Raw genomic sequence first — 18189 nt, 5'->3', positions numbered from 1 at the left:
TAAAAATTTGGACATTGACTAACAACATCAATGCCAATTCAATTTTCTCAATAAAATAACACAAAAGCAGACATGTTTGTTAAGTCTGTGTTATACAATTCTGTCAACATGACATTATTAACCAAATCGCTTCTGCGTTTCTTCCATATCCATAATGGAAATAATGGTTTTGCCTGAAGGTGAAAAGTTAGGCACCTGGCAGGCAAACAATTGGTCGAACAACTCACTCATTTCCAATGAAGATAATGCCTTTCCATAAGGAACGGCGGCACGTTGTGCCATTGATGTGGCAATTTGCTCGGTGACTTCCTTTTGTAAATCCACTTCCCCATCTCTGAAGTCGGTCAGTATGCCATCAATTAATTGAGCGGCTGATACATTTTCTAATCCGGCCGGCGTTGACAACACTTTGAAAGTTTCTTCATCGGCCTGCTCCAACTCCAATCCCAAAGTCATTAAATCGGGTATTAACTCTGTAATCATCGCCATCTCTTCAGGGCCAAAACACAACTCTTCCGGAAACAAGCTTTTTTGTGATAACGAGGCACCACTTTGCAATGTGCGGATAAAGCCTTCGAAAACGATACGCTCGTGCGCCCTCTTCTGGTCGATCAGCATCAACCCCGACTTAACCGACGTGAGTATATAGCGGTTTTTCAACTGAAAGAAGCGGCTATTGCCTACGGCCTCTTCATTACCACCCGATGACAATATCGTTTGTTGAACCGGTTCCTGCTGCGTTTCTTCAAAAGGCATCTCCTGCTTTTCCATCTCACTGGTAGCTAGCGCCGAGAAATCGGGTAACTCATCACCTTTATTATCGCCATACAAGTTTTCCCAGCCATTGGCGGAAGCCTTAGATTGAAATGTTTGCGTATTTCCGCTGCCACCTCCGCTATAGCTTCCTGAGCTTTGCTTTTTCTCCTCTTCAAACGGATTATAAAACGGATTCACCTCAACCGTTGGCGCTACCAAATCTCCTTCATTACTGGCTACCGGAATATGTACCTGGTCAGTGGTATCAAAATCAATGGAAGGCATCATATTAAACTTGCCTAAACTTTCACGAATGGCTGCATTTAATATTTGCCAGATGGCACGCTCATCTTCAAACTTAATTTCGGTTTTGGTCGGATGAATATTGACATCTACAATTTGCGGGTCTACCTCTAAAAAGATAAAATAAGCCGGAATGGTCTCGGGTTGCAATATATTATCGTAGGCATCCATTACTGCACGGTGCAAGTAGGGATGACGCATGTAACGATTGTTAACAAAGAAAAACTGGTCGCCCATGGTCTTTTTGGCCGACTCGGGCTTACCAATAAAACCCGAAATTTTCACCATCACCGTATCTGTATCAATCGGAATCAGGTTGTTGCCCATCTGCTTGCCATTCATATTCACCACACGCTGCTTAATGTTGCCATTGGGCAAACTAAACATTGGCACATCGTTATGAACCAATGACAACGCAACCTGTGGATTAGCCAGAGCAACCCGTTGAAACTCATTAATTATATGCCGTAACTCGGTTGAAGTTTTCTTTAAAAATCGACGACGAGCTGGCACGTTATAAAAGAGGTTTTTAATACAAAACTGACTTCCAACCGGACATTGAACGGGCTCTTGAGATTCAACCTGTGAAGCTGCAATATTAATCTGAACTCCCAAATCATCTTCAGCCCGACGGGTTTTCAGCTCAACCTGGGCAATAGCTGCAATGGAAGCCAGTGCCTCGCCACGAAAGCCCATTGTGCGCAATGCAAATAAATCGCCTGCCTCGCGTATTTTGGATGTAGCGTGCCGTTCAAAAGCCATGCGGGCATCCGTCTCGGCCATTCCACAGCCGTTATCAATCACCTGAATGAGCGCCTTACCGGCATCTTTGGTTATGACTTGGATATTGGTTGCTCCTGCATCAATGGCGTTCTCCATCAACTCTTTAATAACAGATGCAGGTCGTTGAATTACCTCTCCGGCAGCAATTTGGTTGGCTACCGAGTCGGGTAACAACTGTATTACATTCGACATGTTATAAACTTCTCCTTTACTTCTTCAATTAATAAAAACAGGTAGTTGGGATCATTTACTCAACAAAAAATGATTCCATCCAGGCCATCCCTTCCTGTACGAGGTAAAAACCCAGAATCATTAATGCGATTAAAATAATGACCAAACGAAGGTTCGACTTCTTTTTCTCACTTCTCGACACTTCGTAGTGCGATTTCATACGACGACGCATTCCTCCACGAATACGATCGGCATACCCTTCTTCCTTCTCCTCATCGGTTAACAAACCAAGCTCCTCTTTTATTCGATGCTCCCTTGCTTCCCGTTTCTCCTTTTGCTCATCGTAGTAAATAGGATCGTGCTGAAATACACGATGACGCGCTACTTTTGAAAATGTAAACTTCATCTTATAATTTTTTAGAATCAAGATATAAGTATCAAGACATACGACTTAATTACTCACTCATCTTGACTTTGTGCAACAAACGATTTACATCCGCACCTATGCAAAGATAACAAGTAATAGCTAATTATATAAAAACAGATGGTAGCACTGGGTAAATATTGCTTTTAATTGCCTAAAAACAAGTTCGAAACGATTTACCAACAGCTAATGTGAAATATTTATTAATAACTTTTCTACTCTAATGACTCACCGCAATATTTACAGTAAGCTGCTTCATTATCATGACCTTCTTCGAGGCACGATGGACAAACCCTGGTGTTAACAGGTTTGCGACTTTCCTTAACCAACTCGCTGGTCACAATACCCGTGGGCACCGCCAAAATTGCGTAACCCGTTATCATGATAAATCCCGCAATGAATTTCCCGAGGACAGTTACCGGAGCAATATCGCCATAGCCTACTGTTGTTAGTGTTACAATGGCCCAGTATAAACTTCGCGGAATACTTCTGAAACCTTCGTTATAGGGATTTTCAACTATATACATTACCGTACCTAAAATGGTCACCAAAATAAGCACCACAAACAGAAATACACCTATTTTATTACGCGATGTAACCAATGCTGTCCATAAATCACTGGCTTCTTTAACGTAGCGGGTTAACTTAAGTACTCTAAATATCCGCACCAAACGCAAAGCACGCACTACAATCAGCATTTGCGTGCCGCCAACCAACAAACCAAGATAAGTAGGCAAAATAGCTAACAAGTCGATAATGCCGAAGAAGGAAAAAATATATTTGCGCGGTTTTTCAACAATCCAAATGCGTAAAAAATATTCGAAAGTAAAAATGATGGTCACCATCCACTCTGCCATTACCAACCAACCGGTATGATTAGGCAAAATAGTATCATCACTTTCAACCATTACAATAACGATGCTTAGCAGAATAAGAAGAATCAGAAATATATCGAAGCGCTTGCCTGCTTTAGTGTCAGCTTCAAAAATAATTTCGTAAAGTTGTCGTTTTAAAGGATTCATAAATTATAAATTGAACGTAACTCAAAGATAACAAGCCTCGATGCTAAAAAAAATTTTAAGTTTAGAAAAGCCATTGTACTTTTACACCTTTAAATCAGAAGCATGACACGAGAAGATATTATACAGGAATTTAATGCTGCCCAGGAGGTATTAAACCGTTTTATAAGTGACGATGCCAATTGGGATAAAATTATGGCATCCGGCGATTTAATGGTGAAGGCAATAAAGAACGGAGGCAAAATACTTTCGTGCGGTAACGGAGGCTCGATGAGCGATGCCATGCATTTTGCCGAAGAGTTAACCGGGCGTTTTCGGAACAATCGTCCGGGATTACCAGCCATCGCCATTGCCGATCCTACTCATATTACTTGCGTGGGCAACGATTATGGTTTCGACTTTATTTTTTCTCGTTATGTAGAGGCGGTGGGACTCGAAGGAGATGTATTACTGGCCATTAGTACCAGCGGTAATTCGCCCAATGTGCTTAATGCAGCAAAGTCGGCTAAAGAAAAAGGCATGAAAGTAGTAGCACTTACCGGCAAGTCAGGTGGTGAGCTGGCAGAGGTAGCCGATATCGAATTAAGAGCTCCGCACAATGGCTATTCCGACAGAATTCAGGAGATTCATATTAAAATCATCCATGTGATGATTCAGTATATTGAGTCGAAAGCACTATAGAAAAACATCAATTTGGTAAGTAAAAAGGAGGACCTGCGTCCTCCTTTTCTATTATTAATCTTCTTTTTCTTCTTCTTCAAATGCTTTCATGAGGTCAACCTGAATTTCAGGTGGCACTTTATCATACTTAGAAAATTCCATCGTATAGAAAGCACGACCTCCGGTAATACTACTCAATGAAGTCGAATACTTATTCATTTCCTTCAACGGTACTTTAGCCTTAATAACCTCAAAGCCCTTCTCACTCGACATGCCTTCAATCATAGCGCGACGACCTTGCAAGTCACTCATCACATCACCCATTCGATCACTTGGCACTTTTACTTCAACATCATAAACAGGCTCTAAAATCTTAGGACCAGCATTTTTAAAAGCATCACTAAAGGCATGACGACCAGCTAATTTAAACGAAATTTCATTGGAGTCAACCTGGTGCATTTTACCATCGTAAACCCAAACACGGATATCGCGGGCATAAGAACCTGTCAACGGCCCTTCTTCCATTTTCTCCATAATTCCTTTCAGGATGGCTGGCATAAAACGGGCATCGATAGCACCACCAACAATACAGTTGTTATAAACCAATTTACCTCCCCAAGGTAATTTATGCTCTTCGGACCCTTTAACGTTCAATTTTATTTCCTGACCGTCAATTTTCATTGAACCCGGCGTTGGCATATCTTCATAAAATGGTTCAATTATCATATGTACTTCACCAAACTGACCTGAACCACCCGATTGTTTTTTATGACGATAGTCGGCACGAGCAACCTTAGTAATTGTTTCACGGTAAGGAATACGAGGTGCTAAGAATTCGATTTCAATCTTATCATTGTGTTCAATACGCCACTTCATTGTATTCAAATGAAACTCGCCCATACCAAATACAATAATCTGCTTTAATTCTTTTGAATACTCAACACTTAAAGTAGGATCTTCTTCATGAATACGCTGAAGCACTTCTCCTAATTTCTCATCATCACTTTCGTTAACAGCTTTTATGGCTGTACGATATTTTGGATTAGGATAACTAATGGCATCAAACAACCATTCTGTTCCTTTAGTATTAAGCGTATGGTTAGTATGTGTTTCTTTAAGCTTTACGGTTGCCCCAATATCACCGGCAACTAGTTTTTCTACTTTATGTCGGTTACTACCTGCCACACAATATAGCTGGGCAATTCGCTCTTTGGCATTACGATTAACATTAATCAAATCCATACCTTCTTCAACCGCACCCGACATTACTTTAAAGTAGGATACTTCACCCAGGTGAGGCTCAATACTTGTTTTGAAAACGAATAATGAGGTCGGCCCATTTACATCGTATGGCACTTCTGTACCATCGTTAGTTGTTGATACCGGCATTTCCGATACGTTAGGCACCACATTACCCAGAAATTCCATTAATCGGCGTCCACCCATATCTTTTTTTGCCGACACACAGAAAACAGGAAACATATCGCGTGCAATTAATCCCTGACGGATTCCCTGACGCATTTGGTCTTCATTAAGCGTACCTTCTTCGAAGTACAACTCCATTAATGACTCATCATTTTCAGCAGCTGCCTCTACCAATACATTGTGAAGCTCATCTGCCTTTTCCTTTTGATCAGCAGGAATATCGAGAATTTGTGGCTCACCACCATCAGCACCCCATTGATACATTTTCATTTTAAGCACGTCGACAACGGCATTAAAATCAGGACCAACATTAACCGGATACTGAACAACGACAACTTTGTTACCAAAATGCTCTTTTGAGCTGTCAATCGTTTGATCGTAATTGGCTTTTTCATGATCCAATTGGTTCACCACAAAAATGACAGGCTTCTTATGTTCCTCGGTATACCTGAACAAGTTTTCAGTACCCACTTCTACACCTTGAGTTGCATTCAACAACATTAAAGCCGTATCAGTAACATTTAGTGAAGTAATGGCACCACCAATAAAATCATCAGAGCCCGGACAGTCAATAATATTAAACTTGCGTCCTAAATACTCGGTAAATAACACCGACGAAAAAACCGAGTAACCATATTCATGCTCCACTCGGTTATAATCAGAAACTGTATTATTACTTTCAACGTCTCCACGACGCTTAATGACCCCGCCTTCGAATAACATTGCTTCAGCGAGGGTGGTTTTACCAGAGCCGCTACCACCGAGTAGCGCCAGATTTTTTATTTGATCAGCTTGGTATAATTTCATAAAGCTTAATTTAAGAGTTTGTAATTATTTTAGGTAAATTTATGGGTACCTGTAAAATTAGTAATATTTAGATAACATACAAGTTAATTAAAGCCAAACTACAGGCTCTCAAACATTTTTTATCGGCTCGCCAAATAATTCCTTTTCAGATGTTTTTATCCTGTATTAATACTGCCTATTTTACCACTGACTATTTACTAAGTTGAATTTGATGGTTAATATCCGTAATTTGACTTTTCATTTGTAACTCCTGCATAATGGTATTAAAAGGCGAAGCTCAAAAACTAATAATGATCATCGGAGAAGATGACAGGGTTTATCAACGACCTTTATACGAAGCCATTGTATTTGCAGCCAAAAAATATAAAATGGCTGGTATAACCGTTATGAAAGGAACAGTTTCCTATGGAGCAGATAGCATTTTAAACAATTCCAAAGTTTTTTCGTTATCGACTGAGATACCCATTATTATTGAACTCATCGATAGAGCAGAACGCATCAACAGTTTTGCCGAAATAGCTGTTAAACTGCTTGAGAAAGCAAATTGCGGAGGCATCATCTACGCCGAAGAAGTACATGTATTTTTATATAAAGGCAGTAAAAAAATAACCACCAACTAATGTCAAATTTATATTTTGATAACTATATTTGGTCAACATAAACCTAAAACTATGACAAAAAAAATCACTCTTTTCCTTATGGCATTTTTATGTGCCATACAAATTACTTTTTCGCAAAAAGTACCTTCACAACGACCAAAACTGGTTGTATTTATATTAATTGACCAATTGAGTACTGACCAGATTGTGGCCTTCAGAGGGCAATTCTCAGACAACGGCTTCAATCGACTGATCAATGGAGGTGCCTTCTACAGAAATGCCTCGTACCCGGCAGGTTCGGCATACTATGGAACTAACCTGGCCACCATTGCTACAGGCTGCTATCCTTCAACCCACGGAATTGTTTCTGATTGGTGGTACGACAGAATCAGGGGTAAAGAGGTAAATGCCCTCTACGGCGACATTTTTCTGAATAGTAATGAAAATCAACGGTACCCAACAGCTGACAGGATATTATGCTCAACCATCACTGACGAGCTTAAGTGGATGAACAATGGCACTTCAAGGGTTACCGGGATTGCGCTAGGCGGCAACCATATTGTATGGTGCGGAGGTCATTCTCCTAACAACTTATACCAGATTGATGATAATACAGGTGAATTTGTTCTTATCCGCCAAAGTGATGCGATTAAGCCTCTTCCCGAGTGGGCCAAAAAGTTCAACAAAAAACACTTCCTTAATACTTATAGCAAAAGAGACTGGGGGCCGTTAAAAGATTTGAATCAATACCATCAGATGAAATTTTTTAGAGAGCAACGTGCCAAATCAAGCGATTTTATGTATGCACTTGATAAGCAAAAAGGCAATGGTGCATACATACCAGTCATTCATTCTCCCTATGGCAATAAGATAGTTAGAGATTTTGCCATGGCTCAGATTATCAATGATGAATATGGAAAAGATGAGATACCTGATGTACTAACCATTGGTTTTACCGCCAGAGCCGTTCATGGTGATGTTCATGGTGCTTTTGATGCTGAGACCGAAGATATGATACTCCGTCTTGATCTGGAGATAGCCGATTTATTAAAAACAATTGATAAGGAGGTGGGCCTTGAAAACACATTAATAGCCCTAACATCAGTCACCGCTCCGTACCGCCCTATCGCAGAAAATTCAAAACATGGCATTCCAACAGGTGTGTTCAGCGGACAAAAAGCATCATCGCTGGTGAATTTGTTTTTAATGGCAAAATATGGTCAGGGCAAATGGGTAATGGCATATCACGATGGACAAATGTACCTCAACCATGAGCTAATCAAAGAAAAAGGAGTTGACCTGGTGGAAGCCAAAGAAGAAGCCGCACGTTTCTTAAGTGATATGAAAGGTGTAGCTTTTGCCATGCCTATTTCGGAGCTTAAAATCTCCTCATCCGACTTAGCTTCATTACGTAGTTTAAAACTTAATTACCATCCGCAACGCTCGGGCGATATCGTTGTTAAAATTCGACCAGGATGGTCAGAAGAACTGGACAATGGAAGAAAAGTAAACCGCAATTGGAATTCGACACATTTACCATTAATTTTTTACGGTTGGAAAGTCAATGCCAAGACTGTTTACCGCAATGTTTCGATGATTCAATTCGCTCCTACTATCTCTTCATTCCTCGAAATTCCGTTTCCGAATGGATGTGAAGGCGAGCCATTACAAGGCATTACGCATTAATTGATTTAACAGCATTGTAAAAGTCGGCCAATAAAGATATATCCTGTTCAAGCACATTGCCCACAACAATTATATCAGCGCCGGCTTTACAGGCTCTTTTTACAGCGTCTACGCTTCGAATTCCACCACCAATCATCAATGGAATATCCAACGCTGACTTTACCGCTTTAATCATCTCTCCCGAAACAGAATTTTCAGCGCCACTTCCGGCATCCATATAAATTAATTTCATGCCCAGGTATTGTCCTGCCAAAGCTGTTGCTACTGCTATATCGTTTTTATCCGAAGGAATTGGAATAGTCTGACTAATATATTGCACAGAAGTATTTGAACCTCCATCCACTAGCATATAGCCCGTTGAGATGGCTTCAATATTATTAGCTTTAATCTGGGGGGCCGCCGCCACATGATGACTAATCAAAAATTCAGGGTTACGCCCCGAAATCAAAGACAAAAACAAAACAGCATCAATATCTTTGCAAACTTGCACCGACGAACCTGGATACAGCACTACAGGCATATCAATGACAGCTTTTAATTCTTTCACAAAAGCAGATGTATCAACACTTATCAGACTACCGCCTATGAGCAATAAATCGGGAGTCGTTTGTTTTAATACAACTTTTAATTGCTCAATATTATTCCAATCAAACTTATCCGGGTCGATTAAATAGGCTAATTGCTTTTCCTTATTCTGAAAACGTGAAAGAATCTGATTATATATCATGCTTGTTTAGTTTTAGCAATAAACCAATGTAAAATCATCATTGATTAAAAAGTTTAATGTCAATTCATGCTTGACTTCTTCGTGCAAAAACTCACATTGTAACGCACCTGTAGGTTTAAGCTCAAACGGTTTCACCACGAATTGGTCTTTAAAGATGACTCCAAACACATCGTAATGCTTATATAAAGCCTCTTTTGCGCACCATAAAATGGTATAATATTGGGGTTTTTCTGCTTCATTTATATACGCCCACTCCGAATCGTGCACAAAGCGATTGGCCACTTTTTCAACGCGACTTGAGCATATTTCGATATCCAATGCCGTTGGTTGATTCGAAATACTGACAGCAGCATAATTCGCTGTGTGACTGATGCTAATATAGCGCTCATATCCAGCCAAACGAGGTTTACCATTGTCTCCGTATACAATTTCAGGATATTGCCCCAACAAATTCTGCAACAGTAAGCGCGCTGCCAACCATTCCTTTTTACGACGTTCGAGCTTAAAACCATCCAATCGCTGTTTATCTGACTTTGAGATATCAAGCGCTATTAAGAATTCATCAAGAGTCTCATCAATCTTCCAAATGGCAACCGTTTGGTGCTCAGAAATGGTTAATATCTTATGAAGCGGCATAGTTAATTATTCCAACGAATTGTTTCCATTAAACGAATGACATCCTGATGCACAAAATTGATGACTGGTGCCAAACTATCCTGATTAGGAATCGCATTGAAATACAATGAACCACGAATAAAATGATTTAAGCTATCCGTAGCAAAAAACTGCATTGGTGAGGCCGCATTTCCCTTAATTTCATATAATACACCAGTCACCTGATTGGTTTCATCATAAAACATTCGCTCATTAATAGCGTCGGCTTTTATGGTGTGTTTATAAGCCAGCTTCCGGCTATCTTCCATCAATTGATTAAAGTTATTATCAATGGATTTATAGCTGATATGTATTTGTCCGTTTAAATCTTTAAATCTGACGTTTAGCCAATACTTCTCTGCATTTTCACTTGTATCAGCAACAATGCTAGCATATTTAGGATATTCAAACTGATATGGATAGGTGCCATTAAATATAGCATATTCTTTCTCGGGAAAATTAATTCGAAAATACCCTCGTGGTTTTGGCGTATGATGCTGCTTGCATGCCCCAAATCCCATCACTATTATAACCAACACACTTAGAACCATTAATCGCATATCCTACTTTTTAAATTCGAACTTCACCTTTTTAATTCGCCTGTTGTCGGCTGCTACAATCGTAAATAAACAACTGCCATATTCGACCACATCATTCTTTTGTGGAATCTGACCTTCAAGCTCCAAAATCAAACCCGCCAGGGTTTCTGCCTCCCCTCTCACATCATTGAACAATTCTTCGTCTGTATTGGTAATTTTATGAAAATCATTCAGTAAAACCTTGGCCTCAAACACGATCGTTCCATCTGGCATTTTGGAGTAAAACTCTTCATCATCATCCAGCTCGTCGCTAATATCACCAACAATTTCTTCCAATACATCTTCCAATGTAACAATGCCCATCGTTCCTCCATATTCATCAACAACAATAGCCATGTGAATTTTTTCCGATTGAAACTCTTCCAGCAAGTCATTAATCATTTTTGTTTCAGGCACATAATAAGCCTTGCGGATTAAAGATTGCCACTCAAATGCAGCTTCTTCATCTAAATGCGCCAGCAAATCTTTGACATACAAAATACCTTTTACATTGTCGGGGGTTTCTTCAAATACCGGAATACGAGAAAAACCAGAATCGATGATAACCTGCAATACCTTGTTATAATTACTTTTTATCTCAACATCGATGACATCCACGCGGGCTGTCATAATTTCTGACACATCAATATTTCCAAACTTCACAATACCTTCCAGAATATCTTTTTCTTCAGAGATATCATTAACTGTCAGTTCCAAAGCATGTGAGATATCATCCATCGATAGGTTCCTTACTTTTTTAGCAATTCGACGGTTGACAACATTAGTTGATTTCGTCAGAATTAAACTCAGCGGCTTAAGTACTTTTGTAAAGACTAATAACGGATATGCCATGAAACCGGCAAATTTCCGAGGCGATTGAGAAGCATACACCTTTGGCAAAATCTCGCCAAAAAACAGGATGATACCCGTGATGAAAATGATTTCGAAAATGAACTTCACAGTCGCATTCTCACCAAAATCAACAATAGCAGCAGCAATAAAAGACGTTAGAATAACAATGGCTACATTCACAAAGTTATTACTAATCAGAATTGTTGCCAGCAATGTTTCTTTATCTTCAAGGTGCCTTAAAACCAGCTTATTTCGCTTGGTTTCATTATCTTTCAAGTATTGCATATCCTGCGGCTCAAAAGAAAAATAAGCCACTTCGGAACCTGAAATTAGCGCCGACAACATCAGCAGGCACACATTTATGACGATGGCAATTAAAGTCCCAAGTGTAAAAGGTAGAAAATCCAGCCCATGCGAGCCGGAGGAAAATAAAAAGCTAATACTATCGGTTTCCAAGTACGTACGTTTAGTTTAAACATTAAAACGGCAGGTCGTCCGTTTCATCATTACCTAAGAATGTATCTTCTTGAGCAGGATTGGACGTTGGTGTATTTTGGGCAGGTTGCTGTTGAGGTGTGGTCATTCCTGCAGGCGAATCGCCCGATGCAGGGTTATCCGACTTGCGTCCCAACAATTGTATATTATCTGCAAAAACCTCTGTCATATAACGCTTAATCCCATCTTTATCATCGTATGAACGTGTACGAATTTTTCCTTCTATAAAAATCTGTGTTCCCTTTTTAATATAGCTTTCGGCAATTTTAGCCAAGCCACGCCAGGCTACGATATTATGCCACTCGGTACGCTCAGGTATTTCTTGTCCATTTCGCGCCGTATAGCCACGCTCCGTTGTTGCTAAGGGAAAATTAGCAACTGCTACATCATTATCCAGGTATCTGACTTCAGGATCCTTACCAACATTACCAACTAATATTACTTTGTTCACCGACATGGCTTTATTGTTTAGGTTTAACGAACTTAAAAATACAAAACTTTAAAATTAAAACAAAAGTAGCTTAATCCTGCTTAACCCTCAGCTTTTCCATAAGAAAATTAGCCACCAATTGAGGAAAAGGATATTTATCAAGCTGACCGACTTCTGCCAGAATGTATTCTTGTTTGAAGTCACTCAATATTGTTTTATCAGCTAAATAAAAGGATGCATTGATGATTTGATGACTCAGGATATGCTTTTGCTGATTAATTAGCCTGAACTTATCTTTATTTTGCTCAATGAAACCCTTTGTAAGCTTAGCCTTGTCTGTTTCCATAAGCGGTAGCTGATAAAGATTTTTCCAGATATCGTTATCTGCACGTTTTTCCAGCACTATACCACTACCGTCCTGAATCAGAAAGTAATGAAAATAACGATGTCGCTGTTTAATCTTTTTAGCTTTAACAGGAAGCAACCCTATCGTATCATTTAAATAAGCGCTACACTCGTTTTTAAAGACGCAATCTCCACAAAATGGAGAAGAGGGTTTACAGATCAAGGCACCATATTCCATCATGGCCTGATTATGATCGCCAGGCTTATTGCCATTAAGTAACTCATCGGCCAGTAAAGCAAACTCTTTTTTCCCTTCTGTTGAATCAATGGGTGTACGTATTCCTTTTAAGCGCGATAAAAAGCGATACACATTTCCATCAACAACTGCTTTTCTTTCATTAAAACATATCGAACTGATGGCAGCAGCAGTATATGGTCCAACACCCTTTAACTTTAATATCTCATTATAATTACATGGAAACACACCCCTATATTCAGATACAATTGTTTTTGCTGCTGCATGTAAATTTCTGGCGCGCGAATAATAGCCTAATCCTTGCCAAAGCTTGAGAACTTGTTGCTCTGATGCTTCCGCCAATTCATGAACCGTCGGAAAGCTTTCCACAAACTTCAAATAATAGCTTTCACCCTGTACCACTTGAGTTTGCTGCATAATAATCTCCGACAACCAGACTTTATAAGGGTCGTTTGTAGCCCTCCATGGAAGCATGCGTTTATTCATATTATACCATTGCAGTAATTTGATAGCGAAATCCGTCATTATTAAAATTTTATGCAAAAATAAACCATTTGTTTTTTTTTATTGAGATTTCATTTATCTTTGCAATCTGATTTTTAGAAAACGACTGTAAATAATTGATAATTAAATAATTTTAAGAAAAAATGACAAAGGCTGATATCGTAAACGAGATTTCAAAAAATACTGGAATTGAAAAAGTTACAGTTCAGAAGACTGTTGAAGCTTTTATGGATACTATCAAAGGTTCTTTGGTTAAAGGTAAGAATGTGTATTTGAGAGGTTTTGGTTCTTTCGTTGTAAAAGAACGTGCTGAGAAAACAGCTCGTAACATCTCAAAAAATACAACAATCATCATTCCTGCTCACTTCATTCCATCGTTCAAGCCTTCTAAGAGCTTCGTAACAAAAGTGAAAAATAACGTAAAGTAATTATAACCATTTAAAACGTTGAGCCATGCCAAGTGGAAAAAAGAGAAAAAGACATAAGATGGCTACGCACAAGCGTAAGAAAAGATTAAGAAAAAATCGTCATAAGAAGAAGAAGTAATCTTCTTTAAGTCTTAAAAAAAAATTGCAAACAGAAAGTACTATACTTTCTGTTTGTTGTTTGTATTTATATACAACGTTCTTTGAAATAAAATTGCGATCATATAGTGAATGCAGAACTATTTGTAGATGTCACTCCTGATCTTCTTTCATTAGCATTAATGGAAGATAAGCGATTAGTTGAACTCCGAAAGGAGACCAGTAATGTTCAGTTTGCTGTTGGCGATATTTACCTCGGAAGAGTTAAAAAAATAATGCCAGGATTAAATGCAGCATTTATTGATGTAGGGTACGAGAAAGATGCTTTTTTACATTATCTAGATCTTGGACCACAGTTTCGTTCCTTACAAAAATTTCTGAATATTGCGCAAGCTAAGAAAGGAGTTGTGTCATTGCACAAGCTTAAACCGGAACCCGATATTAATAAAAACGGGACCATTCCGGAAGTTCTTACAGCAGGTCAACATGTATTGGTTCAGGTAGCTAAAGAACCAATTTCAACAAAAGGCCCTCGATTAACATCAGAACTTTCAATAGCAGGACGTAACATTGTTCTACTACCATTCTCCGATAAAGTATCGGTCAGTCAAAAACTTTCTTCATCGGAAGAAAGAGCCAGGCTTAAACGACTTTTGACGAGTATCAAACCAAAAAACTACGGCGTTATCATTAGAACCGTAGCCGAAGGCAAACAAGCAGCCGAACTAGATAAAGAATTACGCATGCTTGTTAAGCGCTGGGAAGAGCATACTTCACGCATCAAAGATGTAAAAGCTCCAGGTTTGGTAATGGGTGAAATAGGACGAACGACTGCTTTATTAAGAGACATACTAAATCCATCATTCAACTCTATTTATGTTAATGATGAAGAAGTATGTAAGGAGATTAAAGAGTATGTGGGATTAATAGCCCCCGACCGACAAAAGATTGTAAAACACTACAAAGGTGCAGCCGGTATTTTTGACCAGTTTTTGGTAAACCGTCAAATTAAAGCTCTATTTGGTAAAACCGTATCATTTAAAAGCGGTGCTTACCTAATCATCGAGCATACCGAAGCCCTTCATGTTATTGATGTTAACAGCGGTAATCGTTCTAAATCAGCTTCTAATCAAGAAAACAACGCATTAGAAGTAAACCTGGCAGCTGCCGACGAAATAGCCAGACAATTACGATTACGCGACATGGGAGGAATCATTGTTGTTGATTTTATTGATATGCAAAACAACGAAAACCGTCAAAAGGTATTCGAAAAAATGAAGCAGGCCATGGCTTCGGATCGCACTAAGCACAACATTTTACCTTTGAGTAAATTTGGCTTAATGCAGATTACGCGCCAACGTGTAAGACCTGAATTGCATATTAAAACAACAGAAAAATGTCCAACCTGCAACGGAACAGGCACGATTGTTCCATCTTTATTTTGGCCAGAAAAACTTGAGGCCGCTGTAAAAAAGGCTGTGCAAGACCTGAAAATGAAAAAATTGACCCTGAATGTACATCCAATGGTACATGCGTATCTAAAGAAAGGATTCCCTTCACAAGTATTGAAATGGAAATTCAAATTTACGCAAGGACTAAAAGTTGTACCTTCCGACTCACTAGGAATACTAGAATTCAAGATATTAGATAATGATAAACAAGAGGTTGACCTATCTTAGGTCAACCTTTTTTTGTTTGTAGTGACGTAAGTCATACTAAAAGCACCACCTGCCATGTCACCCATATTAATCATTAGGGTGTCTTTATCATACAAAAACAAACTTTAGCCGCTTTCGCTTGGTAACGATTAAGCGAAGTGCGCAAAATCATGTAATCAGAAGTCACATTAACGTTGTGATAACAGGTTTTGATGACTTTTGAACAAACTAAATGTTGTAACTTTGTACACATATACAGACTTAGATATGTTATTAACTAAGCCTTTATAGGTTGGCACAAAAAATGCATCATGAAAGCACAACATAAAAGGTTAGAGTTTAAGTAATGACAAATTAAACGAGCATTGTTAAGCATTATCCATGCATACAGTGGGAGTTAAGACGGCAACTGAAAACAAATTAAAACGTATGAAAAGGACATTAGCAGCATTGGTACTTATGTTAGCAGTATTTGCAGGCACTTTTGCCCAAATAGAGCAGCATATTACCTGGAAATTTTCAACAAAGAACATAGATAACGGCAAAGTTGAAATCATTTGTGAAGCAACAGTTGATGAAGGATGGCACGTATATTCCTCTGATTTACCAGAAAATACAGCAGTTCCAACCAGCATTGAAATTGAAGAAAATGAAGCCTACACTATTTTAGAGGGCATTACCGAAGAGCCGAAAGCAACAGTTCACTTTGAGGAAGCTTTTAATGCAGAACTTAAATGGTTCGAAAACAAAGTCACATTCAAAAAAGTAATTCAACTAAAGCAGGAAGGCAATGTGGTTATTAAAGGCTATATTGAATCAATGCTTTGTAACGACGAGGGCTGCTTACCTCCCGAAATGGTTGATTTCGAATTAAAAGTCAACACAACAGCTCCTGTTGCAGCAGAAGTTTCAGAAGCCAGCACAGAAGATGCCGAAGAAGAATCATACTGGGGAATTTTCTTATTAGCCTTTGGCGGTGGACTAGCTGCCTTACTTACACCTTGTGTATTCCCAATGATTCCCATGACTGTAAGTTTCTTCACCAAAACAAGCGCAACCAAAGCAGCAGGTATTCGCAACGGTATTCAATATGGTATCTCCATCATTGTTATTTACTTGATTCTTGGAGTAGCTGTTTCTGCCATTTTCGGTGCCAGTGCTTTAAACGAGCTATCAACCAACGTTTGGTTCAACTTATTTTTCTTCCTTCTATTAGTTGTGTTTGCAGCTTCATTCTTTGGCGCATTCGAAATTGTGATGCCAAGCTCATGGGTGAATTTTGCCACTAAAGGAGAGGAAAAAGGCGGATTCATAGGTACCTTTTTTATGGCCTTTACTTTGGCATTAGTTTCATTTAGTTGTACTGGTCCAATTGTAGGAGCTTTATTAGTAAAAGCAGCTACAGGTGGTTACATGGGACCAATCATTGGTATGCTTGGGTTCTCATCGGCATTGGCCTTACCATTTGCTTTCTTTGCAGCTTTCCCCGGCTACTTAAACTCATTACCAAAATCAGGTGGTTGGTTAAACTCAGTAAAAGTAGTACTAGGATTTCTGGAGTTAGCCTTTGCCTTTAAGTTTTTATCAATTGCAGATATGACAATGGGATGGCATATCCTGGAAAGAGAGGTATTTATCGCCATTTGGATAGCTATCTTCGGTGCTATGGGCTTCTATTTCTTAGGAAAAATCCGTTTACCACACGATTCTCCTATGGAATATATACCAGTATCACGTTTCTTGATGGGACTGTTGGTATTAAGTTTCACTATTTATATGATTCCCGGTTTATGGGGTGCGCCAGTTAACTTAATCAGTGGTTTCCCACCACCAAAGAATTACGCTGAATCACCATTTGGTGTTGGTGACCAAACACCTGTTCAAGGCATTGTATCCAGTAGCGGCGACCATGGTGGCATGCCAGAAGGGATGCATTATGGCCCACAGGGAATACCGGCATTTAAAGATTACGATTTAGCATTAGCTTATTCGAAAGAAGTAAACAAGCCACTATTACTTGATTTCACAGGCCTTGGATGTACTAACTGTCGTAAAATGGAAGACAAAGTTTGGTCAAATGAATCAATCAAAGGCATGCTGGCCAAAGATTACATTCTTGTTTCATTATATGTAGATGACAGAAAAAAATTAGACGAACCATATGTATCTGAAATAACAGGTAAAAAAATCAGGACTGTTGGGCAGAAATGGGCAGAGTTCCAAATGGAACGCTACCAACAACAAGGACAGCCTTATTATGTCATTATCGACGAGAATGAGACGACACTTAACACTCCGGTAGCTTATGACCCAGATGTTAAGAAATATAAAAACTGGTTATTAGACGGTTTGGAGCAATACAAAAGCAGATAATATAATACCACATAATTAGTTTAAAAGCCTTTCTCAACTGAGAAGGGCTTTTCTTTTAGCAGCCTTTATCATACGTTAGTGGATGAAATTATAAGATTAATAAAAATCTTATTCATATCCCTTTCTACAAACACCTAAATAGCTTAGATTTAATTGTTTA

General features: G+C 39.0%; 16 protein-coding genes. 6 read left to right on the top strand and 10 right to left on the bottom strand.

Translation table 11 applies throughout. The features are described 5' to 3' along the window. Positions 1 to 117 precede the first annotated feature (117 nt). The 3 genes from mutL to J1N10_RS02425 all read right to left on the bottom strand — a co-directional run bounded on the left by mutL (position 118) and on the right by J1N10_RS02425 (position 3459). Positions 118 to 2034 (bottom strand): DNA mismatch repair endonuclease MutL, encoded by a 1917-nt coding sequence (gene mutL, locus J1N10_RS02435; protein ID WP_262325085.1) that lies wholly within the window; start codon positions 2032 to 2034, stop codon positions 118 to 120. A gap of 55 nt (positions 2035 to 2089) precedes the next feature. Further along, on the bottom strand, positions 2090 to 2419 hold the full coding sequence (locus J1N10_RS02430; protein ID WP_262325084.1) for a hypothetical protein: 330 nt from the start codon (positions 2417 to 2419) through the stop codon (positions 2090 to 2092). A gap of 233 nt (positions 2420 to 2652) precedes the next feature. Beyond that, positions 2653 to 3459: an ion transporter gene (locus J1N10_RS02425; protein ID WP_262325083.1), complete on the bottom strand. Its 807-nt coding sequence runs from the start codon at positions 3457 to 3459 to the stop codon at positions 2653 to 2655. A gap of 102 nt (positions 3460 to 3561) precedes the next feature. On the opposite strand from J1N10_RS02425, the gene lpcA reads away from it, so the two are divergent. Continuing rightward, the gene (gene lpcA, locus J1N10_RS02420) at positions 3562 to 4137 is read left to right on the top strand and encodes a D-sedoheptulose 7-phosphate isomerase (protein ID WP_262325082.1); all 576 of its coding nucleotides are present in this window, start codon (positions 3562 to 3564) and stop codon (positions 4135 to 4137) included. A 54-nt stretch (positions 4138 to 4191) separates the two neighbouring features. Here lpcA and J1N10_RS02415 read toward each other — a convergent pair whose 3' ends face one another. Then, on the bottom strand, positions 4192 to 6348 hold the full coding sequence (locus J1N10_RS02415) for an elongation factor G (protein ID WP_262325081.1): 2157 nt from the start codon (positions 6346 to 6348) through the stop codon (positions 4192 to 4194). 257 nt (positions 6349 to 6605) lie between these two features. Between J1N10_RS02415 and J1N10_RS02410 the strand changes: the two genes are divergently transcribed. After that, positions 6606 to 6968, top strand: coding sequence for a DUF190 domain-containing protein (locus J1N10_RS02410; protein WP_262325080.1), 363 nt, complete (start codon positions 6606 to 6608; stop codon positions 6966 to 6968). A gap of 51 nt (positions 6969 to 7019) precedes the next feature. After that, positions 7020 to 8633: an alkaline phosphatase family protein gene (locus tag J1N10_RS02405; protein WP_262325079.1), complete on the top strand. Its 1614-nt coding sequence runs from the start codon at positions 7020 to 7022 to the stop codon at positions 8631 to 8633. On the opposite strand, the gene J1N10_RS02400 is transcribed toward J1N10_RS02405, so the two are convergent. From J1N10_RS02400 to mutY, 6 genes are all read right to left on the bottom strand, one after another. After that, entirely contained in the window at positions 8623 to 9360 is a 738-nt protein-coding gene (locus tag J1N10_RS02400) for a phosphoglycerol geranylgeranyltransferase (RefSeq protein WP_262325078.1), read from the bottom strand. The two genes, J1N10_RS02405 and J1N10_RS02400, sit on opposite strands and share 11 nt — an antisense overlap. A gap of 12 nt (positions 9361 to 9372) precedes the next feature. Next, positions 9373 to 9996, bottom strand: a complete 624-nt coding sequence (locus J1N10_RS02395; RefSeq protein ID WP_262325077.1) for a 4'-phosphopantetheinyl transferase family protein — start codon at positions 9994 to 9996, stop codon at positions 9373 to 9375. A 2-nt stretch (positions 9997 to 9998) separates the two neighbouring features. After that, a complete protein-coding gene (gene gldD / locus J1N10_RS02390; RefSeq protein WP_262325076.1) occupies positions 9999 to 10574 on the bottom strand; it encodes a gliding motility lipoprotein GldD in 576 nt (191 codons plus the stop codon). A 3-nt stretch (positions 10575 to 10577) separates the two neighbouring features. Further along, positions 10578 to 11900, bottom strand: coding sequence for a gliding motility-associated protein GldE (gene gldE, locus J1N10_RS02385; protein ID WP_262325075.1), 1323 nt, complete (start codon positions 11898 to 11900; stop codon positions 10578 to 10580). 22 nt (positions 11901 to 11922) lie between these two features. Next, entirely contained in the window at positions 11923 to 12396 is a 474-nt protein-coding gene (locus J1N10_RS02380) for a single-stranded DNA-binding protein (protein ID WP_410053431.1), read from the bottom strand. A gap of 64 nt (positions 12397 to 12460) precedes the next feature. Further along, positions 12461 to 13513: an A/G-specific adenine glycosylase gene (mutY, locus tag J1N10_RS02375; protein ID WP_262325073.1), complete on the bottom strand. Its 1053-nt coding sequence runs from the start codon at positions 13511 to 13513 to the stop codon at positions 12461 to 12463. 104 nt (positions 13514 to 13617) lie between these two features. On the opposite strand from mutY, the gene J1N10_RS02370 reads away from it, so the two are divergent. The 3 genes from J1N10_RS02370 to J1N10_RS02355 all read left to right on the top strand — a co-directional run bounded on the left by J1N10_RS02370 (position 13618) and on the right by J1N10_RS02355 (position 18029). Further along, the gene (locus tag J1N10_RS02370; protein WP_143299799.1) at positions 13618 to 13902 is read left to right on the top strand and encodes an HU family DNA-binding protein; all 285 of its coding nucleotides are present in this window, start codon (positions 13618 to 13620) and stop codon (positions 13900 to 13902) included. Positions 13903 to 14126: 224 nt separating this feature from the next. Further along, positions 14127 to 15677 (top strand): Rne/Rng family ribonuclease, encoded by a 1551-nt coding sequence (locus tag J1N10_RS02360; protein WP_262325072.1) that lies wholly within the window; start codon positions 14127 to 14129, stop codon positions 15675 to 15677. A 408-nt stretch (positions 15678 to 16085) separates the two neighbouring features. Next, on the top strand, positions 16086 to 18029 hold the full coding sequence (locus J1N10_RS02355; protein ID WP_262325071.1) for a protein-disulfide reductase DsbD family protein: 1944 nt from the start codon (positions 16086 to 16088) through the stop codon (positions 18027 to 18029). Positions 18030 to 18189 lie beyond the last annotated feature (160 nt).

The sequence above is a fragment of the Carboxylicivirga litoralis genome (genome assembly GCF_025499605.1).
In the GTDB taxonomy this organism is placed as follows: domain Bacteria; phylum Bacteroidota; class Bacteroidia; order Bacteroidales; family Marinilabiliaceae; genus Carboxylicivirga; species Carboxylicivirga litoralis.
This window is presented reverse-complemented; position numbering and strand designations above follow the sequence as displayed.

Excerpts from the sequence above, each read along its gene's own strand:
- J1N10_RS02410 (WP_262325080.1), top strand. The coding sequence starts at position 6,606 with ATGGTATTAAAAGGCGAAGCTCAAAAACTAATAATGATCATCGGAGAA.
- gldD (WP_262325076.1), bottom strand. The coding sequence starts at position 10,574 with ATGCGATTAATGGTTCTAAGTGTGTTGGTTATAATAGTGATGGGATTT.
- J1N10_RS02355 (WP_262325071.1), top strand. The coding sequence starts at position 16,086 with ATGAAAAGGACATTAGCAGCATTGGTACTTATGTTAGCAGTATTTGCA.
- J1N10_RS02380 (WP_410053431.1), bottom strand. The coding sequence starts at position 12,396 with ATGTCGGTGAACAAAGTAATATTAGTTGGTAATGTTGGTAAGGATCCT.
- J1N10_RS02430 (WP_262325084.1), bottom strand. The coding sequence starts at position 2,419 with ATGAAGTTTACATTTTCAAAAGTAGCGCGTCATCGTGTATTTCAGCAC.
- J1N10_RS02425 (WP_262325083.1), bottom strand. The coding sequence starts at position 3,459 with ATGAATCCTTTAAAACGACAACTTTACGAAATTATTTTTGAAGCTGAC.
- J1N10_RS02400 (WP_262325078.1), bottom strand. The coding sequence starts at position 9,360 with ATGATATATAATCAGATTCTTTCACGTTTTCAGAATAAGGAAAAGCAA.
- J1N10_RS02370 (WP_143299799.1), top strand. The coding sequence starts at position 13,618 with ATGACAAAGGCTGATATCGTAAACGAGATTTCAAAAAATACTGGAATT.
- J1N10_RS02395 (WP_262325077.1), bottom strand. The coding sequence starts at position 9,996 with ATGCCGCTTCATAAGATATTAACCATTTCTGAGCACCAAACGGTTGCC.
- mutL (WP_262325085.1), bottom strand. The coding sequence starts at position 2,034 with ATGTCGAATGTAATACAGTTGTTACCCGACTCGGTAGCCAACCAAATT.
- J1N10_RS02405 (WP_262325079.1), top strand. The coding sequence starts at position 7,020 with ATGACAAAAAAAATCACTCTTTTCCTTATGGCATTTTTATGTGCCATA.
- lpcA (WP_262325082.1), top strand. The coding sequence starts at position 3,562 with ATGACACGAGAAGATATTATACAGGAATTTAATGCTGCCCAGGAGGTA.
- J1N10_RS02415 (WP_262325081.1), bottom strand. The coding sequence starts at position 6,348 with ATGAAATTATACCAAGCTGATCAAATAAAAAATCTGGCGCTACTCGGT.